The organism is Blastococcus sp. SYSU DS0541, assembly GCF_054050875.1.
In genome coordinates this window covers 44,896-61,258 of record NZ_JBJHAD010000020.1, presented here as the reverse complement: position 1 = coordinate 61,258, position 16,363 = coordinate 44,896, and the positions used below count along the sequence as shown (strand labels likewise).

Annotated in this window: 19 protein-coding genes; 15 read left to right on the top strand and 4 right to left on the bottom strand. The window is 71.7% G+C overall.

Annotated features, from left to right (window positions below; genetic code table 11):
- The first annotated feature begins 366 nt into the window (after window positions 1-366).
- Window positions 367-561: a type II toxin-antitoxin system RelE family toxin gene (locus ACI794_RS18415; protein ID WP_456601745.1), complete on the top strand. Its 195-nt coding sequence runs from the start codon at window positions 367-369 to the stop codon at window positions 559-561.
- A 376-nt stretch (window positions 562-937) separates the two neighbouring features.
- On the opposite strand, the gene ACI794_RS18410 is transcribed toward ACI794_RS18415, so the two are convergent.
- A complete protein-coding gene (locus ACI794_RS18410; protein ID WP_456601746.1) occupies window positions 938-1,396 on the bottom strand; it encodes an anthrone oxygenase family protein in 459 nt (152 codons plus the stop codon).
- 419 nt (window positions 1,397-1,815) lie between these two features.
- Here ACI794_RS18410 and ACI794_RS18405 point away from each other — a divergent pair, with 419 nt between their 5' ends.
- Complete coding sequence (locus ACI794_RS18405; RefSeq protein WP_456617076.1) at window positions 1,816-2,130, top strand: hypothetical protein; 315 nt, start codon at window positions 1,816-1,818, stop codon at window positions 2,128-2,130.
- Window positions 2,131-2,288: 158 nt separating this feature from the next.
- On the opposite strand, the gene ACI794_RS18400 is transcribed toward ACI794_RS18405, so the two are convergent.
- Window positions 2,289-4,223 (bottom strand): acyl-CoA dehydrogenase family protein, encoded by a 1,935-nt coding sequence (locus tag ACI794_RS18400; protein ID WP_456617075.1) that lies wholly within the window; start codon window positions 4,221-4,223, stop codon window positions 2,289-2,291.
- Between the two features lie 458 nt (window positions 4,224-4,681).
- Here ACI794_RS18400 and ACI794_RS18395 point away from each other — a divergent pair, with 458 nt between their 5' ends.
- Together ACI794_RS18395 and ACI794_RS18390 are read left to right on the top strand one after the other, a co-directional pair.
- Window positions 4,682-5,242, top strand: a complete 561-nt coding sequence (locus tag ACI794_RS18395; RefSeq protein ID WP_456617074.1) for an alpha/beta fold hydrolase — start codon at window positions 4,682-4,684, stop codon at window positions 5,240-5,242.
- A 2-nt stretch (window positions 5,243-5,244) separates the two neighbouring features.
- Window positions 5,245-5,418: a hypothetical protein gene (locus ACI794_RS18390; protein ID WP_456601750.1), complete on the top strand. Its 174-nt coding sequence runs from the start codon at window positions 5,245-5,247 to the stop codon at window positions 5,416-5,418.
- A gap of 35 nt (window positions 5,419-5,453) precedes the next feature.
- On the opposite strand, the gene ACI794_RS18385 is transcribed toward ACI794_RS18390, so the two are convergent.
- Window positions 5,454-6,170 (bottom strand): CPBP family intramembrane glutamic endopeptidase, encoded by a 717-nt coding sequence (locus ACI794_RS18385; protein WP_456617073.1) that lies wholly within the window; start codon window positions 6,168-6,170, stop codon window positions 5,454-5,456.
- Window positions 6,171-6,172: 2 nt separating this feature from the next.
- Here ACI794_RS18385 and ACI794_RS18380 point away from each other — a divergent pair, with 2 nt between their 5' ends.
- The 11 genes from ACI794_RS18380 to ACI794_RS18330 all read left to right on the top strand — a co-directional run bounded on the left by ACI794_RS18380 (window position 6,173) and on the right by ACI794_RS18330 (window position 15,850).
- Window positions 6,173-6,559 carry a hypothetical protein gene (locus ACI794_RS18380; RefSeq protein WP_456617072.1) on the top strand — a complete coding sequence of 129 codons (387 nt, stop codon included), beginning with the start codon at window positions 6,173-6,175 and terminating at the stop codon, window positions 6,557-6,559.
- The gene (locus tag ACI794_RS18375) at window positions 6,556-6,756 is read left to right on the top strand and encodes a DUF6186 family protein (protein ID WP_456601753.1); all 201 of its coding nucleotides are present in this window, start codon (window positions 6,556-6,558) and stop codon (window positions 6,754-6,756) included. Before ACI794_RS18380 ends, ACI794_RS18375 begins: the two co-directional genes overlap by 4 nt.
- A 379-nt stretch (window positions 6,757-7,135) precedes the next feature.
- A complete protein-coding gene (locus ACI794_RS18370; RefSeq protein ID WP_456601754.1) occupies window positions 7,136-7,543 on the top strand; it encodes a hypothetical protein in 408 nt (135 codons plus the stop codon).
- Between the two features lie 235 nt (window positions 7,544-7,778).
- Window positions 7,779-7,991, top strand: a complete 213-nt coding sequence (locus ACI794_RS18365; RefSeq protein ID WP_456601755.1) for a hypothetical protein — start codon at window positions 7,779-7,781, stop codon at window positions 7,989-7,991.
- 53 nt (window positions 7,992-8,044) lie between these two features.
- On the top strand, window positions 8,045-8,818 hold the full coding sequence (locus ACI794_RS18360; protein ID WP_456617071.1) for a hypothetical protein: 774 nt from the start codon (window positions 8,045-8,047) through the stop codon (window positions 8,816-8,818).
- Window positions 8,818-10,617, top strand: coding sequence for a fumarate reductase/succinate dehydrogenase flavoprotein subunit (locus tag ACI794_RS18355; RefSeq protein WP_456617070.1), 1,800 nt, complete (start codon window positions 8,818-8,820; stop codon window positions 10,615-10,617). The genes ACI794_RS18360 and ACI794_RS18355 overlap by 1 nt, the downstream gene beginning before the upstream one ends.
- Window positions 10,614-11,369, top strand: coding sequence for a succinate dehydrogenase/fumarate reductase iron-sulfur subunit (locus ACI794_RS18350; RefSeq protein WP_456601758.1), 756 nt, complete (start codon window positions 10,614-10,616; stop codon window positions 11,367-11,369). Before ACI794_RS18355 ends, ACI794_RS18350 begins: the two co-directional genes overlap by 4 nt.
- A 186-nt stretch (window positions 11,370-11,555) precedes the next feature.
- Window positions 11,556-11,921: a peroxiredoxin gene (locus tag ACI794_RS18345; RefSeq protein WP_456601759.1), complete on the top strand. Its 366-nt coding sequence runs from the start codon at window positions 11,556-11,558 to the stop codon at window positions 11,919-11,921.
- A gap of 102 nt (window positions 11,922-12,023) precedes the next feature.
- A complete protein-coding gene (locus ACI794_RS18340; protein WP_456617069.1) occupies window positions 12,024-12,764 on the top strand; it encodes a LuxR C-terminal-related transcriptional regulator in 741 nt (246 codons plus the stop codon).
- Window positions 12,765-12,966: 202 nt separating this feature from the next.
- Window positions 12,967-14,418 carry an NAD-dependent succinate-semialdehyde dehydrogenase gene (locus tag ACI794_RS18335; protein WP_456617068.1) on the top strand — a complete coding sequence of 484 codons (1,452 nt, stop codon included), beginning with the start codon at window positions 12,967-12,969 and terminating at the stop codon, window positions 14,416-14,418.
- Window positions 14,419-14,554: 136 nt separating this feature from the next.
- Window positions 14,555-15,850 carry an acyl-CoA dehydrogenase family protein gene (locus ACI794_RS18330; protein ID WP_456617067.1) on the top strand — a complete coding sequence of 432 codons (1,296 nt, stop codon included), beginning with the start codon at window positions 14,555-14,557 and terminating at the stop codon, window positions 15,848-15,850.
- 99 nt (window positions 15,851-15,949) lie between these two features.
- Here ACI794_RS18330 and dhaM read toward each other — a convergent pair whose 3' ends face one another.
- On the bottom strand, window positions 15,950-16,363 hold the full coding sequence (gene dhaM, locus ACI794_RS18325) for a dihydroxyacetone kinase phosphoryl donor subunit DhaM (RefSeq protein WP_456601763.1): 414 nt from the start codon (window positions 16,361-16,363) through the stop codon (window positions 15,950-15,952).

Genomic DNA, 16,363 nt, shown 5'->3' with positions numbered 1-16,363 from the left:
GGCACAGCCGAGGACCTGCCCCCCACGCGCGGCGCCCTCCGGGGACGACGTCTCCTCCGGCGACGAGGTGCACCCGGCGAGCAGGAGGACCGCGCCGCACGCCGATGCCCACCAACGCCTCCGAGCCGGAGCGGTCGCGTCGAGCATGGTCTCTGCCCACCCAGCGGAGTCGACCGGGTCCCGCCCTCGGCGGGTTCCGTGTACGGCCAGTCCGCTGATACGGAATGTAGGGAGTCAAGCGGCCGTCGTACAGGGCCGGTACGCCACGATCGTCCAGCGGGGGTGTTGGCCCGCGGTTCCTCGTCGATGACTCGGATCGGGCGGTTCTCGAGAACGCCTGACCGGAGCCGAGCCGACGATGACGCGGTGGCGGCTGCCGTCGTCGACCTCCTCTACGACCCGCTGACCGAGGATCCGCACAGCGTCGGCAAGCCGCTACGGCTCCAGCCCGAGGGCTCGTGGTCGGTCCGGCGGCGCCAGGACCGGGTCATCTACTCCATGCACGACGAGGTGGTGGTAGGCGTTCTCCGCATCTCTCACCGCGCCGATGGATACGGCTGAGGACGTGCCGCGCCGGCGGGTGAGGTTGGGTGCCGCCCGTGAGCCGCGCGGAGGCCGTGGAACGGCGCGCTCACGGTCGCCGGTCGCCTCTGGTCGCAGCGGGTTGCAGACCGACGCGTCGTCCGGTGCGCCAGGCGCTCCGGGCTGCACGGCATTCACCGGGCCGGACGGTCAGCGGGACTGCTGCACGGCCGAGAGGTGGACTGCAGAAGAGCCGCCGCCCACCGTCCGGGGGGTCGGACCCGCAGAGTCCTGGCTGCCCGCACCGGGACCAGTCGGACCAACGATCGCGAGGCGGGGTGACCCGGGGTCTGGTTCGCCCGGGGGCCTTCCTCCTGGCAGACCGCAGTGGCCTCCGACCGGACGAGACGTCAGCTCAGGACTTCCGGTCCATCAGAACCGACGCAGCTCCGACAGTCGCAACAACACCGAGCGCCACCCGGAGGTGATGCCACCGTGCCCACCTCTCGAGCAAGGATGCGGTCTCGGCGTCGGCCAGGTGCTCCGCCGTGAACCGGTGATTCATCGGCTCGTTGACCGTGATGGTGATCGCGACGACGCCCGCTGCCGCTCCCGCCGCCACGGACGCCGCCCCGGCTCGAGGGCCCTTCCCCGTCTGGACGACGGCCGACGCTGCGTTGACGGCGGCTGAGCCCGCGGCGAGAGGAATCATCAGGCTCCGGATCCGGCCGGAGTGGGCGGCGAACCAGGTGCGGAACTGTTCCGGCGGCACGCCGCGCCAGAACGGGAGGAGCACGACGTCGATGACGAGCATGCCGCCCGCCAGGAGCCCGGCCAGGACGGCTGAGACAAGAGCAAGGAAACGCGCGACCACGCCGGGCACTATCCACCCCCCGTCGCATCAGCAACAGGTTGATCCATGCGGTGTCGGTTCCCGGCCGCGGGAACCCGTGCGCGCATGTAGCGAGCCACCCCTCGGACACCCTTGCCGGGGCATCTGCCCGGCGGCACCGGACCGCGATCGCACGTCGGCCCCGCGGGGGCGCGGTCACCGCGCATCTCTCCGGCACCGCTGAGGCGGTGCTCAGTGGACGACACCTGCGGCAGTGACACGACGACTGGGGCCGGCCCCCCTTCCGACCGTGATCGTCGGCTCGAGCGCCACGAAGGACGACAGCGGTGATCGCGGCGCGCCGCCGGCCTGCGAACGGAATGGACGGAGTCCATGGCCTCTACTCCACCGTCAGTGCGCGGTGGAGGCTGTGGCTGCCCCAGACACACCGGGAGGGCCCGATGAGAATGATGCTCAGGGCGGTCATCGACACCGAGGCGGGAAACGAGGCCATCCGCAACGGGTCCGTCGCTCAGATGTTGGAGCAGTTGGTGAAGCAGCTCAATCCCGAAGCCGCCTACTTCCATGACGAGGATGGCCAACGGGCCATGACCGTGGTGTTCGACATGGCCGATCCCTCACAGATGCCGGCCATCGCCGAACCCCTGTACCTGGGCGTGAAGGCGCGGGTATCGATGGTGCCCTGCATGAACCTCGATGACGCGCACAGGGGACTCTCGCAGCTTCCTGCAGAGCTGACGTCGCCCGGCGCCTGACCGGGACGCTCCGTCGAGCAGCGGCTGCTGCCGCCAGCTGTGCAGGGCGCCCTCCGCAGGAGAACCGAACCCGGTCGGCCCGGACTGCACACCCGAGGCCTCAGCAGGTCCTGCGCCGTCTCCACGGCGCGCCCGGTACCACCGGCCGCGACCGTTTCCTACCGCGGGGCCTCGAACTGCACCGGGGCCGGAGACGCCCGGAACTGCTCGGCGGCCGGCGGGGCGTGCGTCGGCATCATCGGACCCTCGCCCGCCGGGTCGAGCACCCCCTCCTCGAACCACGCGTATCGGCCGGAGAGGACCTTCTGGGCAGCCCTGTACTGAGCGTGGTCGTCGTTGGCCCACAGGTCGGCGAACAGCCGGTCGACCCGACGTCGGGCCTGGCCGCAGAACAGGTCCGCCAGTTCCATGGCCTCGTCCCGGCGGTCGGGCCGCTCTCGCCCGATGGTGCTCGCGTAGACGCACGCGCACGCGATCGCGTAGAGCTCGGCACCGATGTCGACGATCCGGCCGAGCAGGTGACCCTTCTGCTCGAGGCGCCCCTGGTAGCGGCTCATCGCGTAGAAGGTCGAGCGCGCGAGCTTGCGGGAGTGGCGCTCGACGTAGCGCACGTGCTTGGCCAGCTGCCCGAACTCGGAGAAGGAGCCGGGCCGCTGACCCGCTCCCACGGTCAGCGTCGGCAACCACGTGGCGTAGAAGGCCCCTGCCCTCGCGGCGGCCTTCGCCTTGTCGGCCGGACGGGAGTCGCCCAGCACCAGGTCCCCCGCCACCCTCAGGTGCTCGTCGACGGCCTCGCGGGCGATCAGCAGGTGCATGATCTCGGTGGATCCCTCGAAGATGCGGTTGATGCGCATGTCCCGCAACATCTGCTCGGCCGGCACCGGCTTCTCGCCGCGCCGGGCGAGCGACTCGGCGGTCTCGTAGGCCCGCCCTCCGCGGATCTGCACCATCTCGTCGACGGCGGTCCAGCCGAGCTCCGAGGCGTACAGCTTCGCCAGGGCGGCTTCGATCCGGATGTCGTTGCGGTGGTCATCGGCCAGGCGGCTGGACACGTCGAGCACCGCCTCGAGGCCGAATGCCGTCCCCGCCAGCCAGGCGAGCTTCTGGGCGATCGGGTCGTGCTTGCCGATGGGCTGACCCCATTGCTTCCGTTCGGCCGACCACTCGCGCGCGATCTTCAGCGAGTACTTCGTCGCCGACAGGCAGAACGCCGGCAGCGACAGGCGGCCGGTGTTCAGCGTGGTGAGCGCGATACGCAGCCCCTTGCCTTCGCCGCCGATGACGTCCTCACGGGGGACGACGACGTCGTCGAAGCGCGTCACCGAGTTCTCGATGCCCTTCAGGCCCATGAACTGGTTGCGGTGCTCGACCGTGACGCCCTCGCGGTCGCACGGGCAGAGGAACGCGGTGATACCGCCCCTGTGGCCGTCGGACTCCGGGACGACGGCCATGACCACGACCACGTCGGCGATGGCGCCGTTGGTCGCCCACAGCTTCGTGCCGTTGATCCGGTAGCCGGTGCCGTCATCCGTCGGGACCGCAGTGGTGCTCATCCGCGCCGGATCCGAGCCGACGTCCGGCTCGGTCAGCAGGAACGCCGAGATGTGGTCCCTGGCCAGCCTGGGTAGCCATTCGCGCTTCTGCTCCTCGGAGCCGAACAGGCGGAGCGGCTCGGGCAGGCCGATCGACTGGTGCGCGGAGAGCAGCGTCGAGATCGACGAGTGCCAGGTGCCGGCCATGGCCAGGACCCTGTTGTAGTAGACCTGGCTCAGCCCGAGACCGCCGTACTCCACGGGGATCTTCATGCCGAGGGCGCCCAACTCCTTGAGGCCCTGTATGACGCTCGGGGGGATCCTCGCCTCGCGCTCGATCTGCTGCGGGTCGACATGGTCGGTGAGGAAGGCACGGAGGCGCTCGAGGAACGTCTCCCCCACCGTCACCGCGGCCGGGTCCAGCTCGGGCTGCGGGTGGATCAGGTCGAGGCGGAAGTTGCCGAGGAAGAGCTCCTTGCCGAAGGACGGCTTCGTCCACTCGGTCTCACGGCTGGCCTCGGCGACCTGCTTCGACTGCTCGTACGAGGGATGCGGCGCCATGCACCACGATCACCCCTGTGCCCTCGTGCGGCAATGGATCTCGGCGCGTCCTACGCGGCCGCCGCGCCTCACGTCCGAAGGGGTGTGCGCCTGTCGCGGATCGGCCCTCGGACACCAGCTGACGCGCGCCGATCGGGAGCCCCGCACCGGTTCCTGGTCGACCGCGCCGGCACCGGTGGACCGTTCGTGCGTCACGCCGGCGAGGAGTCGTCCTCGTCCTCCACCAGATCCTGCGGCACTCCCTCGGACGGCTTCGCGTGCCGGCTGGGATCGAGCTCCTGCGCCACCGCGGGTAGGCACGCCCACGACGCGCTGCGCTTCGGTCGTGCGTCGTCCTCGTCCCGTGCGGAAGGTGCCATGCTGACGGTCGACGGCTGCACGGTGTCCGAGACGCTCGTCGAGGTCGGTGACGGGCACCGCCTGCACGTGCAGGACTGGGGCACGGGGGACGCGCCCCCGTGCTGTTCCTCCACGGCGGTCCCGGCGTCAGGGCCAGCGACGACTACAAGCAGTACTTCGACCCCTCGCGCCAGCGCGTCCTGTTCTGCGACCAGCGCGGCGTCGGACGCAGTGAGCCGTACGGGTCGCTGCAGGACAACACCACCGACCACCTCGTCGCGGACATCGTCCGGGTCCTCGACCACCTCGACGTGGACGACGCCGTCCTCATGGGCGGGTCCTGGGGCTCCTGCCTGGGACTGGCGTTCGCCGTGGCGCACCCCGAACGCGTCCGGGCGCTCGTGCTGTACGGATTGCTGACCGGCCGGCAGCAGGAGTCGGAGTGGCTGAACCAGGGCCGCTGGAGGACCTTCTTCCCGGAGGTGTGGCAGCGCAGAGCAGGGAGTCGGCGTACGCCTACACGACGGCGGACAGCGCCGTCATGCACCTGGACGACCGCTTCGCGCCGACGCCGTTCGCGGACGACTTCGACGCGACGCCGGCCCGCCTGCAGGCGCACTACTTCACCAAAAGCCACTTCCTGCCACCGGACCACATCCTGGACAACGCCCACCGGCTGACGATGCCGGTCTACGTCGTGCAGGGCAGGTACGACATGATCTGCCCGCCGGTGAGCGCGTACGAGCTGGTGCAGCGCCTGCCCCGTGGCGAGCTGGTCTGGGCCGTGAGCGGCCACGGGCCCGACCGCGAGAGCTGGAACCTGCTGCGCACGCTGCTGCTCGAGCTCACGCAGTAGTCCGGGGCCGGACCGCAGCGGCCGGCGCGGCGCCCTCACCCGAGACGGTGGGCCGCGGCTGCGGCCAGCGCGCCCAGGCTGTTCGTGGCCAGGTGGAGGAGGACGGGAGCCAGCAAGCTGCCGCTGCGGAGCCGCAGCCAGGCGAAGAGGATCCCGGCCGCCGCCGTGAAGGCGCAGCCCAGGAAGACGGCGGTGAACAGCCCCGCCGACCCGCCGGCCACCGTGTTGGCCGCCGCCGCGCTCAGGGTCGGGCGGATGTGCCAGATGCCGAAGAGCACCGCCGACACCGCGACGGCCGCGCGCGGCGAGAGCAGCCGCATCAGCGCGGCCAGCAGGACGCCGCGGAAGGCCGTCTCCTCCCACACGACGGTGCCGAGCGGGATCCGGACCAGCGCCTGGTAGGCGACCTCGGCGCAGCCGGCGTCCGCGAGCCGTGCGTCCGCCAGCAGGGGGCGGACCGCCGGTACCGCGAGTCCGATCACGTACCCGGCGGCGACCACGGCGACGCACGCCCCGCCCCACCGCAGCCCGGCCCGGGCACGACGCGGGTCGAACCCCAGTTCCTGCCACGTGAGGCGGGCGAAGCGCGCTCCCGCGAGGAGCAGGCCCGTCGCCGCCAGGTTCACCGCGACGTAGGACTGCGGGTAGCCCGGCATCCGGGTGATGACGACGTTGTTCCAGGCCCCGAGGAGCACGGCGACGGAGGCGGCGAACAGGAGCCCGCCCCGGAGGCCTGCTGCGCGAGCATGCACGCGTGAGGTCTTCCCCGTCCGCGCGCCGGCTCACCTCCGTGGCCGTAGCGCTGTCCTGCGCCGCCGCGGTCATGGCCTGGGGCGAGCTCTCGGTGGGTGCGCTCCTCGCGATCGGCACCGCAGGCACCGCCGTGGTCGTCGCGGGGCTGCTCCGGCGGTCCGGCGCGGCCGCTCCGCCGGTGGGGCGGCGAGGGCTGCCGTGGCTCGCCCTCGTGATCGCCGCCCTGTCCTGGGAGCTGGTGACGCTCGCCGACGACGGGCTGCCGACGGCGAGCGATCTCGCGGACCCTCTCCTCGCCGAGCCGTTGCTGCGCGGCGCCGCCACCGTGGGCTGGCTGGCCGTCGGGGCCTGGCTGATCGGTCGCGAGCGGCGCGGGCCCCGGCGATGACGGACGGCGACCTCACGAGCTCGGCCGGCTTCCTGGGGCTGCTCCTCGTCGCTCTGGCCCTCGAGGTCTCCGCCCGCCTCGGACTCGGTCCGGCCCGAGCGAGCGAGGCCGTCCGCGCCGCGATGCGGACGACGCCCGGCCGTGCCGTCGTCCTGCTCACCTGGCTCTGGCTCGGCGTCCACTTCCTGGCCCGTTGATCCGGTTGCACCGGCCGGCCCCCGGGCGGCACTTCCCGAAGCCGGGAAGGGCCGACGCGTCGACACCGCGTCGGTGACCGGACGAGTGTTCCCGGCGCGGGTGCCGCCAGAGATGGCTGGTACCCCGTCTGCGCATCGTGCTCGTGATCCGCGGTCGGTGCGGCATGATCCGTTGCGGCCGTGCGCCGTCAGAGGGGAGCGACCTGTGCCGTGGAGGTGGTCCGGACCGGCTCTGGCCCTGTTCGGCGGTGCGATCTGGACCCTCCACGCCCTGTGGTTGAGTGCTCGTCCGGAGGGCTGCGTGGGAGCGGACTGCCGTATCCCGGGGAGGTCGAACCGGCCGAGCGAGGACCTCGCCTGGCTCTTCCTCCTGTCCGTCGTGGCGCTCGCGGTGGCGGTGAGCCACCTCGCGGGCGGCCCCAAGGCCTCGGGACGGGGAGCACTTCGTGCCGGCGCTGCCCTGCTGTGGGCCGGCGCCGTGCTGCTCGCGGCGGGCATCGCCGTCAATGCCGCTCTGCCAGGGGACTCACCGCTGTGGTGGCTGCACGACACCGACTCGCTCGGCCGGCTCGTCCCGGTCGCCGGCGCCCTCCTGACGGGGGTGGGCGGAACACGGGCCGGCGGCGTGTTGCGCTGGTCGGGCTGGGCCTTGGTCGTCTCGGCCGTCGTGTCTCTCCCGTTCAACGCGCAGGACGACCGAGTGCTCCTGTCGGTCCCCCTGGGGGTGGCCTGGCTGGCCCTCGGGATCTCGTGCGCCGCGCAGGAGGAGAACCTGCAGACGGCGTGAGCAGCCGGCCGGCCGCTGCCCAGGTGCCTCCTCGGCGAGGCCGACGACTCACCTCGCCTCCAGGTGGCGCCAGGACCGCAGGGCGGGTCGAGATCACACGTACCGCAGCCGAGGCCCTTTCCTCCCTTCCACGTCCGTGGTCGACTGCGGTCCGGCGTCCCTCCCGGCGGCGCCAGCAGCCACTCTGGGGGCAGCGATGTCTTTGGATCAGGACGTAGCCGCGGCTCGTCAAGCCGTGGAAGGCCTGGAAACGGCCTGTCTCAAGGTCACGAGGCACTTCGGGGACACCGTGGACGCGCGCCGGCTGCGGCTCGACGTCGCGCGGCTGCGCGACGACCTCAACCTGCTGTGCGGTGCGCGAACCCGCACCGCGTACGACCCCGTCGCGGCCGTCTACGGGGACGGGGACGACGACGGCCTCGGCGGGTCGGGCCGCATCCGCCGGTGACCGCCACAGCGCCCCGCAGGTCCGGGGCCGTGTCCCCGGGGCACGGGAACGGGATGCCGGCACCGCGTCGTGCCGCGATCGCCGAGCGGACCTTGCGCACCGACCGGTGGTGGCTGCAGCCGCTGATCACCGTCGTGGTCCTGGTGCTGTTCATCGCGTACTCGACGTTCCGTGCCTTCCAGAACGCGTACTACTACGCCTCGCCCTACATCTCGCCGTTCTACTCGCCGTGCGTCACCACCCGGTGCGAGGGCGACAGCTTCCCGGAGCTCTTCACCGGGCCGGCCTGGATCTCCCCGGCCCTCTACATCCTCGTCCTGCCGTTGGGCATCCGGCTGACCTGCTACTACTACCGGAAGGCCTACTACCGGTCGTTCTGGCTGTCCCCGCCGGCGTGCGCGGTCGCCGAACCGCACCGCAGGTACACCGGTGAGACGCGGTTCCCGCTGATCGGGCAGAACGTGCACCGGTACTTCCTCTACGCGGCGCTGCTGTTCAACCTCATCCTCTTCTACGAGGCCTTCCGCGGGTTCCAGGACGAGACCGGCGAGTGGGGCCACATGGGCCTGGGCACGCTGATCCTGCTGGTCAACGCGGTGATGCTGTTCCTGTACTCGCTCTCGTGCCACTCCTGCCGGCACATCGTGGGTGGACGGCTGAACTCCTTCTCGAAGCACCCGTTGCGGTACAAGGCGTGGGGCCTGGTGTCGAAGCTCAACGCGCGCCACATGCAGTACGCCTGGATCTCGCTGTTCACCGTCGCCCTCGCCGACTTCTACGTCTTCCTGCTGGCCACCGGCACGATCACGGACGTGAGGTTCTTCTGATGGAGCTGGAGCAGCACGAGTACGACGTCGTCGTCGTCGGGGCGGGGGGTGCGGGTCTGCGGGCCGCCATCGAGGCCCACGGGTCCGGCGCGCGGACCGCCGTCGTCTGCAAGTCCCTGCTGGGGAAGGCGCACACGGTCATGGCCGAGGGCGGGATCGCCGCGGCCATGGCGAACCTCTACCCGGAGGACAACTGGCGGGTGCACTTCCGCGACACCATGCGCGGCGGGAAGATGCTCAACCACTGGCGGATGGCGCAGCTGCACGCGCAGGAGGCCCCCGACCGGGTCCGCGAGCTGGAGGACTGGGGCGCGCTGTTCGACCGCACGCCGGACGGGCTCATCAGCCAGCGGGATTTCGGCGGTCACCGCTACGCCCGCCTGGCCCACGTCGGCGACCGCACCGGGCTCGAGCTCATCCGCACCCTGCAGCAGCGCACCGTGGCGCTGGGCATCGACGTCTACATGGAGTGCACGGTCACCCGGCTCCTCACCGACGACAACGGCATCACCGGCGCGTTCGGGTACTGGCGGGAGTCCGGGCGGTTCGTCGCCTGGCAGGCGCCGTCGGTGGTGCTCGCCACCGGCGGGATCGGCAAGAGCTACAAGGTGACGTCGAACTCGTGGGAGTACACCGGCGACGGTCACTCGCTGGCGCTGCAGGCCGGCGCGACGCTGGTGAACATGGAGTTCGTCCAGTTCCACCCGACCGGCATGGTCTGGCCGCCGTCGGTACGCGGGATCCTCGTGACCGAGAGCGTGCGGGGGGACGGCGGCGTCCTGAAGAACTCCGCCGGCAACCGCTTCATGTTCGACTACATCCCGGACTTCTTCCGCAAGGAGACGGCGGAGACCGAGGAGGAGGCCGACCGCTGGTACGAGGACAAGAAGAACAACCGGCGCCCGCCCGAACTCCTCCCGCGCGACGAGGTGGCCCGTGCCATCAACAGCGAGGTCAAGGCCGGGCGCGGCACGCCGCACGGCGGCGTCTACCTCGACATCGCCTCGCGGCGGTCGGCCGAGTACATCCGCAAGCGGCTGCCCTCGATGTACCACCAGTTCAAGGAGCTCGCCGAGGTCGACATCACCGCCGAGGCGATGGAGGTGGGGCCGACCTGCCACTACGTCATGGGCGGTGTCGAGGTGGACCCGGACACGGAGGCCGCGCGCGTCCCGGGGCTCTTCGCGGCCGGTGAGGTCGCCGGGGGCATGCACGGGTCGAACCGGCTGGGCGGCAACTCGCTCTCGGACCTGCTGGTGTTCGGCCGGCGCGCCGGGGCGGCCGCCGCGGAGCACGCCCACCGCCGCCCGGACCGGAGCGAGCTGCCGGACGAGGTGCTGACCGACGCCGCGCGAGCGGCGCTCGCCCCGTTCGACCGGGAGGGCGGCGAGAACCCGTACACGGTGCAGCACGACCTGCAGCAGACGATGCACGACCTGGTCGGGATCATCCGTACGGCGCCCGAGATGGAGCAGGCGCTGGAGCGCATCGCGGCGCTCAAGGACCGGGTGGCGAACCTGTCGGTCGAGGGGCACCGGCAGTACAACCCGGGCTGGCACCTCGCGCTCGACCTGCCGCACATGCTCGTCGTCAGCGAGTGCATCGCGCGGGCCGCGCTCGAACGGCAGGAGAGCCGGGGCGGGCACACCCGGGACGACTTCCCGGCCGCCGACGCCGAGTGGGCGACGACCAACCTCGTCTGCTCGCGGGCACCCGACGGCTCGGTGGCGCTCACCCGGCAGCCGCTCCCGCAGATGCCATCCGAGCTCGCCGAGATCTTCGAGGAGGTCCCGGCATGAGCTACGACGCCACCTTCCGGGTGTGGCGGGGGGACGCCGCCGGCGGTGACCTCCAGACGTTCACGGTGGCGGTGAACGAGGGCGAGGTGGTCCTCGACGTCATCCACCGGCTGCAGGCCACCCAGGCCGGTGACCTCGCGGTCCGGTGGAACTGCAAGGCCGGCAAGTGCGGGTCGTGCAGCGCCGAGATCAACGGCCGCCCGCGGCTGATGTGCATGACGCGGATGAGCACGTTCGACGAGGGCGAGCCGGTGACCGTCACCCCGATGCGGACGTTCCCCGTCATCCGTGACCTGGTCACCGACGTGTCCTTCAACTACGAGAAGGCCGCCCAGATCCCGGCGTTCGCGCCCCGGCCGCGCGAGGCGGACGGCAGCCACCGGATGCAGCAGGTCGACGTCGAACGCTCGCAGGAGTTCCGCAAGTGCATCGAGTGCTTCCTCTGCCAGGACACCTGCCACGTCATCCGCGACCACGAGGAGAACAAGCGGAGCTTCGCCGGGCCCCGCTTCCTCATCCGGCTCGCCGAGCTGGACATGCACCCGCTGGACGAGCGGGACCGCCGCGACGCCGCCCAGGACGAGTTCGGCCTCGGCTACTGCAACATCACCAAGTGCTGCAGCGAGGTCTGCCCGGAGGGCATCCACCTGACCGACAACGGCATCATCCCGCTGAAGGAGCGGGTGGTGGACCGGCGGTTCGACCCGCTCACCTGGCTGGGGTCGAAGATCGGACGACGCCCGCCGCAGTGAGCCCTCGACGATCGGCGCGGTGTGGTCAACCGGGAGGGACAGCACCCCTGCGGCAGGACGTCGTGGCCGGGCGGTCGTAGGGAGAACACCGGATGTCCCGGTCCGGTCTCCTCCCTAGCGTTCGGGATGCCGTCGAACAGGCGGCGCGAGCTCCACGAGACGCTCCCGAGCGGACAGGAGAAGGCCATGAGCGGGAAAGCCGTGATCAGCCTGAGCACCGGGCTGGAGGACAGCGAGAAGGTGACGGTCGCGTTCCTCGTCGCGGTGGGGGCCGCGGAGTCCGGGCGGCCGACCCTGATGTTCCTCACCAAGGAAGCCGTCCGGCTCGCCGTCGAGGGTGTCGCCGTCGCCGTCGCCTGCGACGGTTGCCCGCCGCTGACCGACCTCATGAAGCGCTACGAGGTCGCCGGCGGCCGGTACTACGTCTGCCCTGTCTGCCTGAACGCCAAGCGGCTCGACCAGGCGGCGCTGATCGGCGGCGCCGAGGTCCAGGGGACGGTGCCGATGTGGGCGTGGATCGGGGACGACGGCGCCACGACGTTCAGCTACTGAGCGGCTACGGTCCCGCGCGGCACACGCTGCCGGGTCGTGCGGTGGCAGCAGGGCGCGCCACCTCCCCTCCCTGCCGCCCGCCTCCCCGGTCACGATGGCGGGGTGCGGCAGGACGGTGTCCGTCCCCTGGATCGCGGGACCCCGGACCAGGCACGCCTCGTCGGGCGTACCGCCCTGACCGACGTCTCCTTCGGGGAGGCCACGATCACCCGCGAGGTGATGCAACCCGGCTGGCGGTGGTCGGACGACGTCAGACCGGTGGTCGGCACCGATCTCTGCCGGGCCGGCCACCGGCTCTACGTCGTCTCCGGACGGATGCAGGTCGTGATGGAGGACGGCGACCTCGAGGTCGGTGAGGGCGATGCCGTGGTGATCCCCCCGGGCCACGACGCCTGGACCGTGGGCGAGGACCCGTGCGAGCTCGTGGACTTCTCCCCCGACTACAGCCGCCTCATGGCGGCCGGCGACGCCTACCGGCGGAGGACCGATCCGGCACGGCAGGACGGCGGCCACCGCTGCACGCCGACGGCCGCTGCCGCCGAACTGCGGGCCGACGCCCGCGCCGGGCGGCTCGACGGTGGCGCCGTGGAGATCGTGCTCAGCGCGGTCAGCCGGAGGTCGAGGCGGGTGTGCGGACCGGCGGGCCTGACCGCGCGGGAGACCCAGGTGCTGGCGCTGATCGCCACCGGCGCATCGGCGAAGCAGGTGGCCCACCTGCTCGGCATCTCACCCAAGACCGCGGCGACGCACATCGAGCGCATCTACGTGAAGACCGCGGTCACCAGCCGTGCTGGGGCCACCCGCTTCGCCATCCACCACGGCGTCATCGACCCCGCCTGCTGAGCAAGAGCTCCCGACTCGCCGCCTCGAACGCGACCGAGCGGGCCGGTCGGACCGTCGCGGCCGTGTGCGAACCTGCTCGGCGTCGACCCTGCGCCGGTGACCGTCGAGGTCGTAGGTCCCCTGCGTCGCGGATGACACGATCACCGTGGGGGGGCGCCGACCGCTCGCCCCGCGGAACCGGCTGGTCAGTGAGGAAGGCGCCATGACGAAGGACGCAGGACGCACGATCTACATCGACGGGCAGTGGCGTCCGGCCGACGGGGGTGCGACCTTCGCCGTCACGGATCCGGCCACGGGAGAGGTCATCGGCCAGGCGGCGGACGGTGGCCGGGCCGACACCGAGGCGGCGATCGCCGCCGCCGATCGTGCGCTGCCGGGCTGGTCGGGCGCGACGGCCTACGAGCGCGCGGCCGTCCTCGCCAAGGCGGACGCGCTGATGCGGGAGCGCCGCAAGGAACTGGCTGCGCTGATGACGCGGGAACAGGGCAAGCCGCTCAAGGCCTCGATGAACGAGGTCGCGTACGCGGCGGACTTCCTGGCGTGGTTCGCCGAGGAGGCCAAGCGCATCGGCGGCGTCACGATCCCCTCGGCGCGGGCTGATCAGCGGTTCGTGACGATGCGCCAACCGGTCGGCGTGGTCGCCGCCATCACCCCGTGGAACTACCCGATCTCCATGCTGACCCGCAAGCTCGCGCCGGCCATCGCCTCCGGGTGCACGTCGGTGCTCAAGCCCGCCGACCAGACCCCGCTGTGCGCCGTCGCCACCGTGCAGCTGCTGGCCGACGCCGGCCTCCCCGCCGGGGTGGTCAACCTGATCACCACCACGCGCGCGGCCGAGGTCGGGGACGCGCTCCTGGAGTCCCCGGTGGTCCGGAAACTGACGTTCACCGGCTCCACCGCGGTCGGGAAGATGCTGGTGCAGAAGGCCGGCGCCACCCTCAAGCGGGTGTCTGTGGAGCTGGGGGGCCACGCACCGTTCATCGTCTTCCCCGACGCCGATCCCGTGCGTGCTGCCAAGGGTGCCGCGCTGGTGAAGTTCCTCAACACCGGGCAGGCGTGCATCAGCCCCAACCGCATCTACGTCCACCGCTCGATCTACGACACGTTCGTGACGACCCTCGACCAGCGCATCGCGGCGCTGCGCGTGGGCAAGGGGGACGCCGACGGGGTGTCGATCGGGCCGCTGATCGACGATCGCGCCGTGGCCAAGATGGAGGCCCAGGTGCTCGACGCCCGCAGCAAGGGCGCCCGGGTCGTGGCCGGTGGCGAGCGGGTGCAGGTCGACGGGCTCGACGGCACGACCTTCTTCGCGCCGACGCTGCTGGCCGACGTCACGCCGGACATGCTCATCTCGTGCGAGGAGACCTTCGGGCCCATCGCCGCGGTCACGCCGTTCGACGACGAGGACGAGGTCATCGCCCGGGCGAACGACACCGAGTACGGCCTGGCGGCCTACGTCTACACCAACGACCTGTCGACGGCGATCCGGGTGACGGAGAAGCTGCGCTTCGGGATGATCGGCGTCAACGACATCAACCCGACGTCCGCAGCCGCCCCGTTCGGCGGGGTGAAGGCCAGCGGCCTGGGGCGCGAGGGCGGGTACGAGGGCATCGACGAGTACCTCGACACCAAGCTCATCGGCATCTCGGTGTGAACCGGTTCGAGCGGCCGACCGCCCCTGTGCCACGCTCCGGGTGCCGTCCTCCCGGGACCACGCGTGCCGCGCTCGTCGCCTCGCCCCGGGCGGAGACGCCCCTGCCGCCGCACGGACCAGCCGAGAGGGAGACCTGATGCAGACTGCTGAGCCAACGGAGCTGTTCGACCTGCGCATGAGCGAGGAGGCCCGGCCCCTCTACGACCGCGTCGTCCAGTTCCTGGAGGACGTGGTCGCGCCGATGCAGGAGGAGTACTTCCGGCTCGGCGCGGGACGCACCGACCCGTGGTCGTACGCGCCGGGGCAGCTCGAGGTGCTGGAGGCGGCCAAGGACAAGGCCAAGGCTGCCGGCCTGTGGAACTTCTTCCTCCCGGACTCGGAGGTCGGCGGGCTGACCAACCTCGACTACGCCTACATCGCCGTCGAGCTCGGCAAGTACCCGCTCGGCTCCGAGTCCCTCAACTGCTCGGCCCCCGACACCGGCAACATGGAGGTCCTCGAGCGCGTCGGGACCCCCGAGCAGAAGGCCCGGTGGCTCGAGCCGCTCCTCAACGGCGAGATCCGCTCCGCCTACGCCATGACCGAGCCCGACGTCGCCAGTTCCGACGCCAAGAACGTGCGGCTCCGGGCGGTGCGCGACGGCGACGACTACGTCCTCGACGGGGAGAAGTACTACATCTCCGGCGCCGGCGACCCCCGCTGCAAGATCATGATCGTGATGTGCCAGACGAATCCGGACGCGCCGGCGCACATGCAGCAGTCGCAGATCCTCGTGCCGATGGACACGCCGGGCGTCGACGTGCTGGGCCCGATGACCGTGTTCGGCCGCGACGACGCCCCGCACGGGCACATGCACATCCGGTTCACCGACGTGCGCGTGCCCGCCTCCAACATGCTCCTCGGCGAGGGCCGCGGCTTCGAGATCAGCCAGGTGCGCCTGGGGCCCGGGCGCATCCACCACTGCATGCGTGCCATCGGCCAGGGCGAGAAGGCGCTCGAACTGATGATCCGCCGGGGCAAGTTCCGCGAGGCGTTCGGCAAGCCCATCCTGGACCTCGGCAAGAACATGGAGACGGTGTCGCGGGCGCGCATCGAGCTCGATGCCTGCCGGCTCATGGTGCTGAAGGCCGCCAAGGCGATGGACGTGCTCGGCAACTCGCAGGCCCGGGTCTACGTCTCGGCGGTGAAGGCGATGGTGCCGGAGAAGGTCTGCCAGATCATCGACCAGGCCATCCAGATCCACGGCGCCACCGGGGTGTCGCAGTGGACGCCGCTGGCCGACATGTACACCAGCCAGCGCACCCTGCGCCTGGCCGACGGGCCCGACGAGGTGCACCACTTCGTCGTCGCCCGCAACGAGGCAGGTCGCTACGCGGAGCCCGCCCCCGGTCGCGCCGAGTCCCGCGGCCACGGCGTCTTCGCCGGCCCCTGAGCCAGCGGCTGCCCGGGAGCGGAGCCTCCCGGGCAGCCGGCCACGGCGTGGCGCTCCCCACTCACCGGCACACCGGTCGCGGCACGGCCGCCGAGCGGTTCAGCGACCCAGGTGGGCCTCCTTGGGTGCGAGCCCGCGCGCCGCCTCGGCGGCCACCCGGTCCCGGTCGGCTCCGCCGGCGGCGATCACGGCCGCACCGACCAGGCCCTCGACCAGCGGCGCCGCGCTGAGCACCACCCGCGCCCGGACGTCGTCGTCCAGGAGCTCCAGCGCCGTCTCGGCCGACATGACGGCGCTGCCCAGATCCATCAGCACCACCACGCCGTCGCCGGTGTCGGCGGCCGCGATCGCCGCGGAGACGGCGACCGCGTCGGTGCCCAACCCGCCGTCGTCGGTGCCGGCGGCCACCTCGATCGCCACGGTCGAGTTCGGCAGCATCTGCCGGGCCAGCTCGACCGCGGCCTCGGCCAGCGGCCGGCTGTGCGAGACGACGACGATCCCCACCGCCGCCAC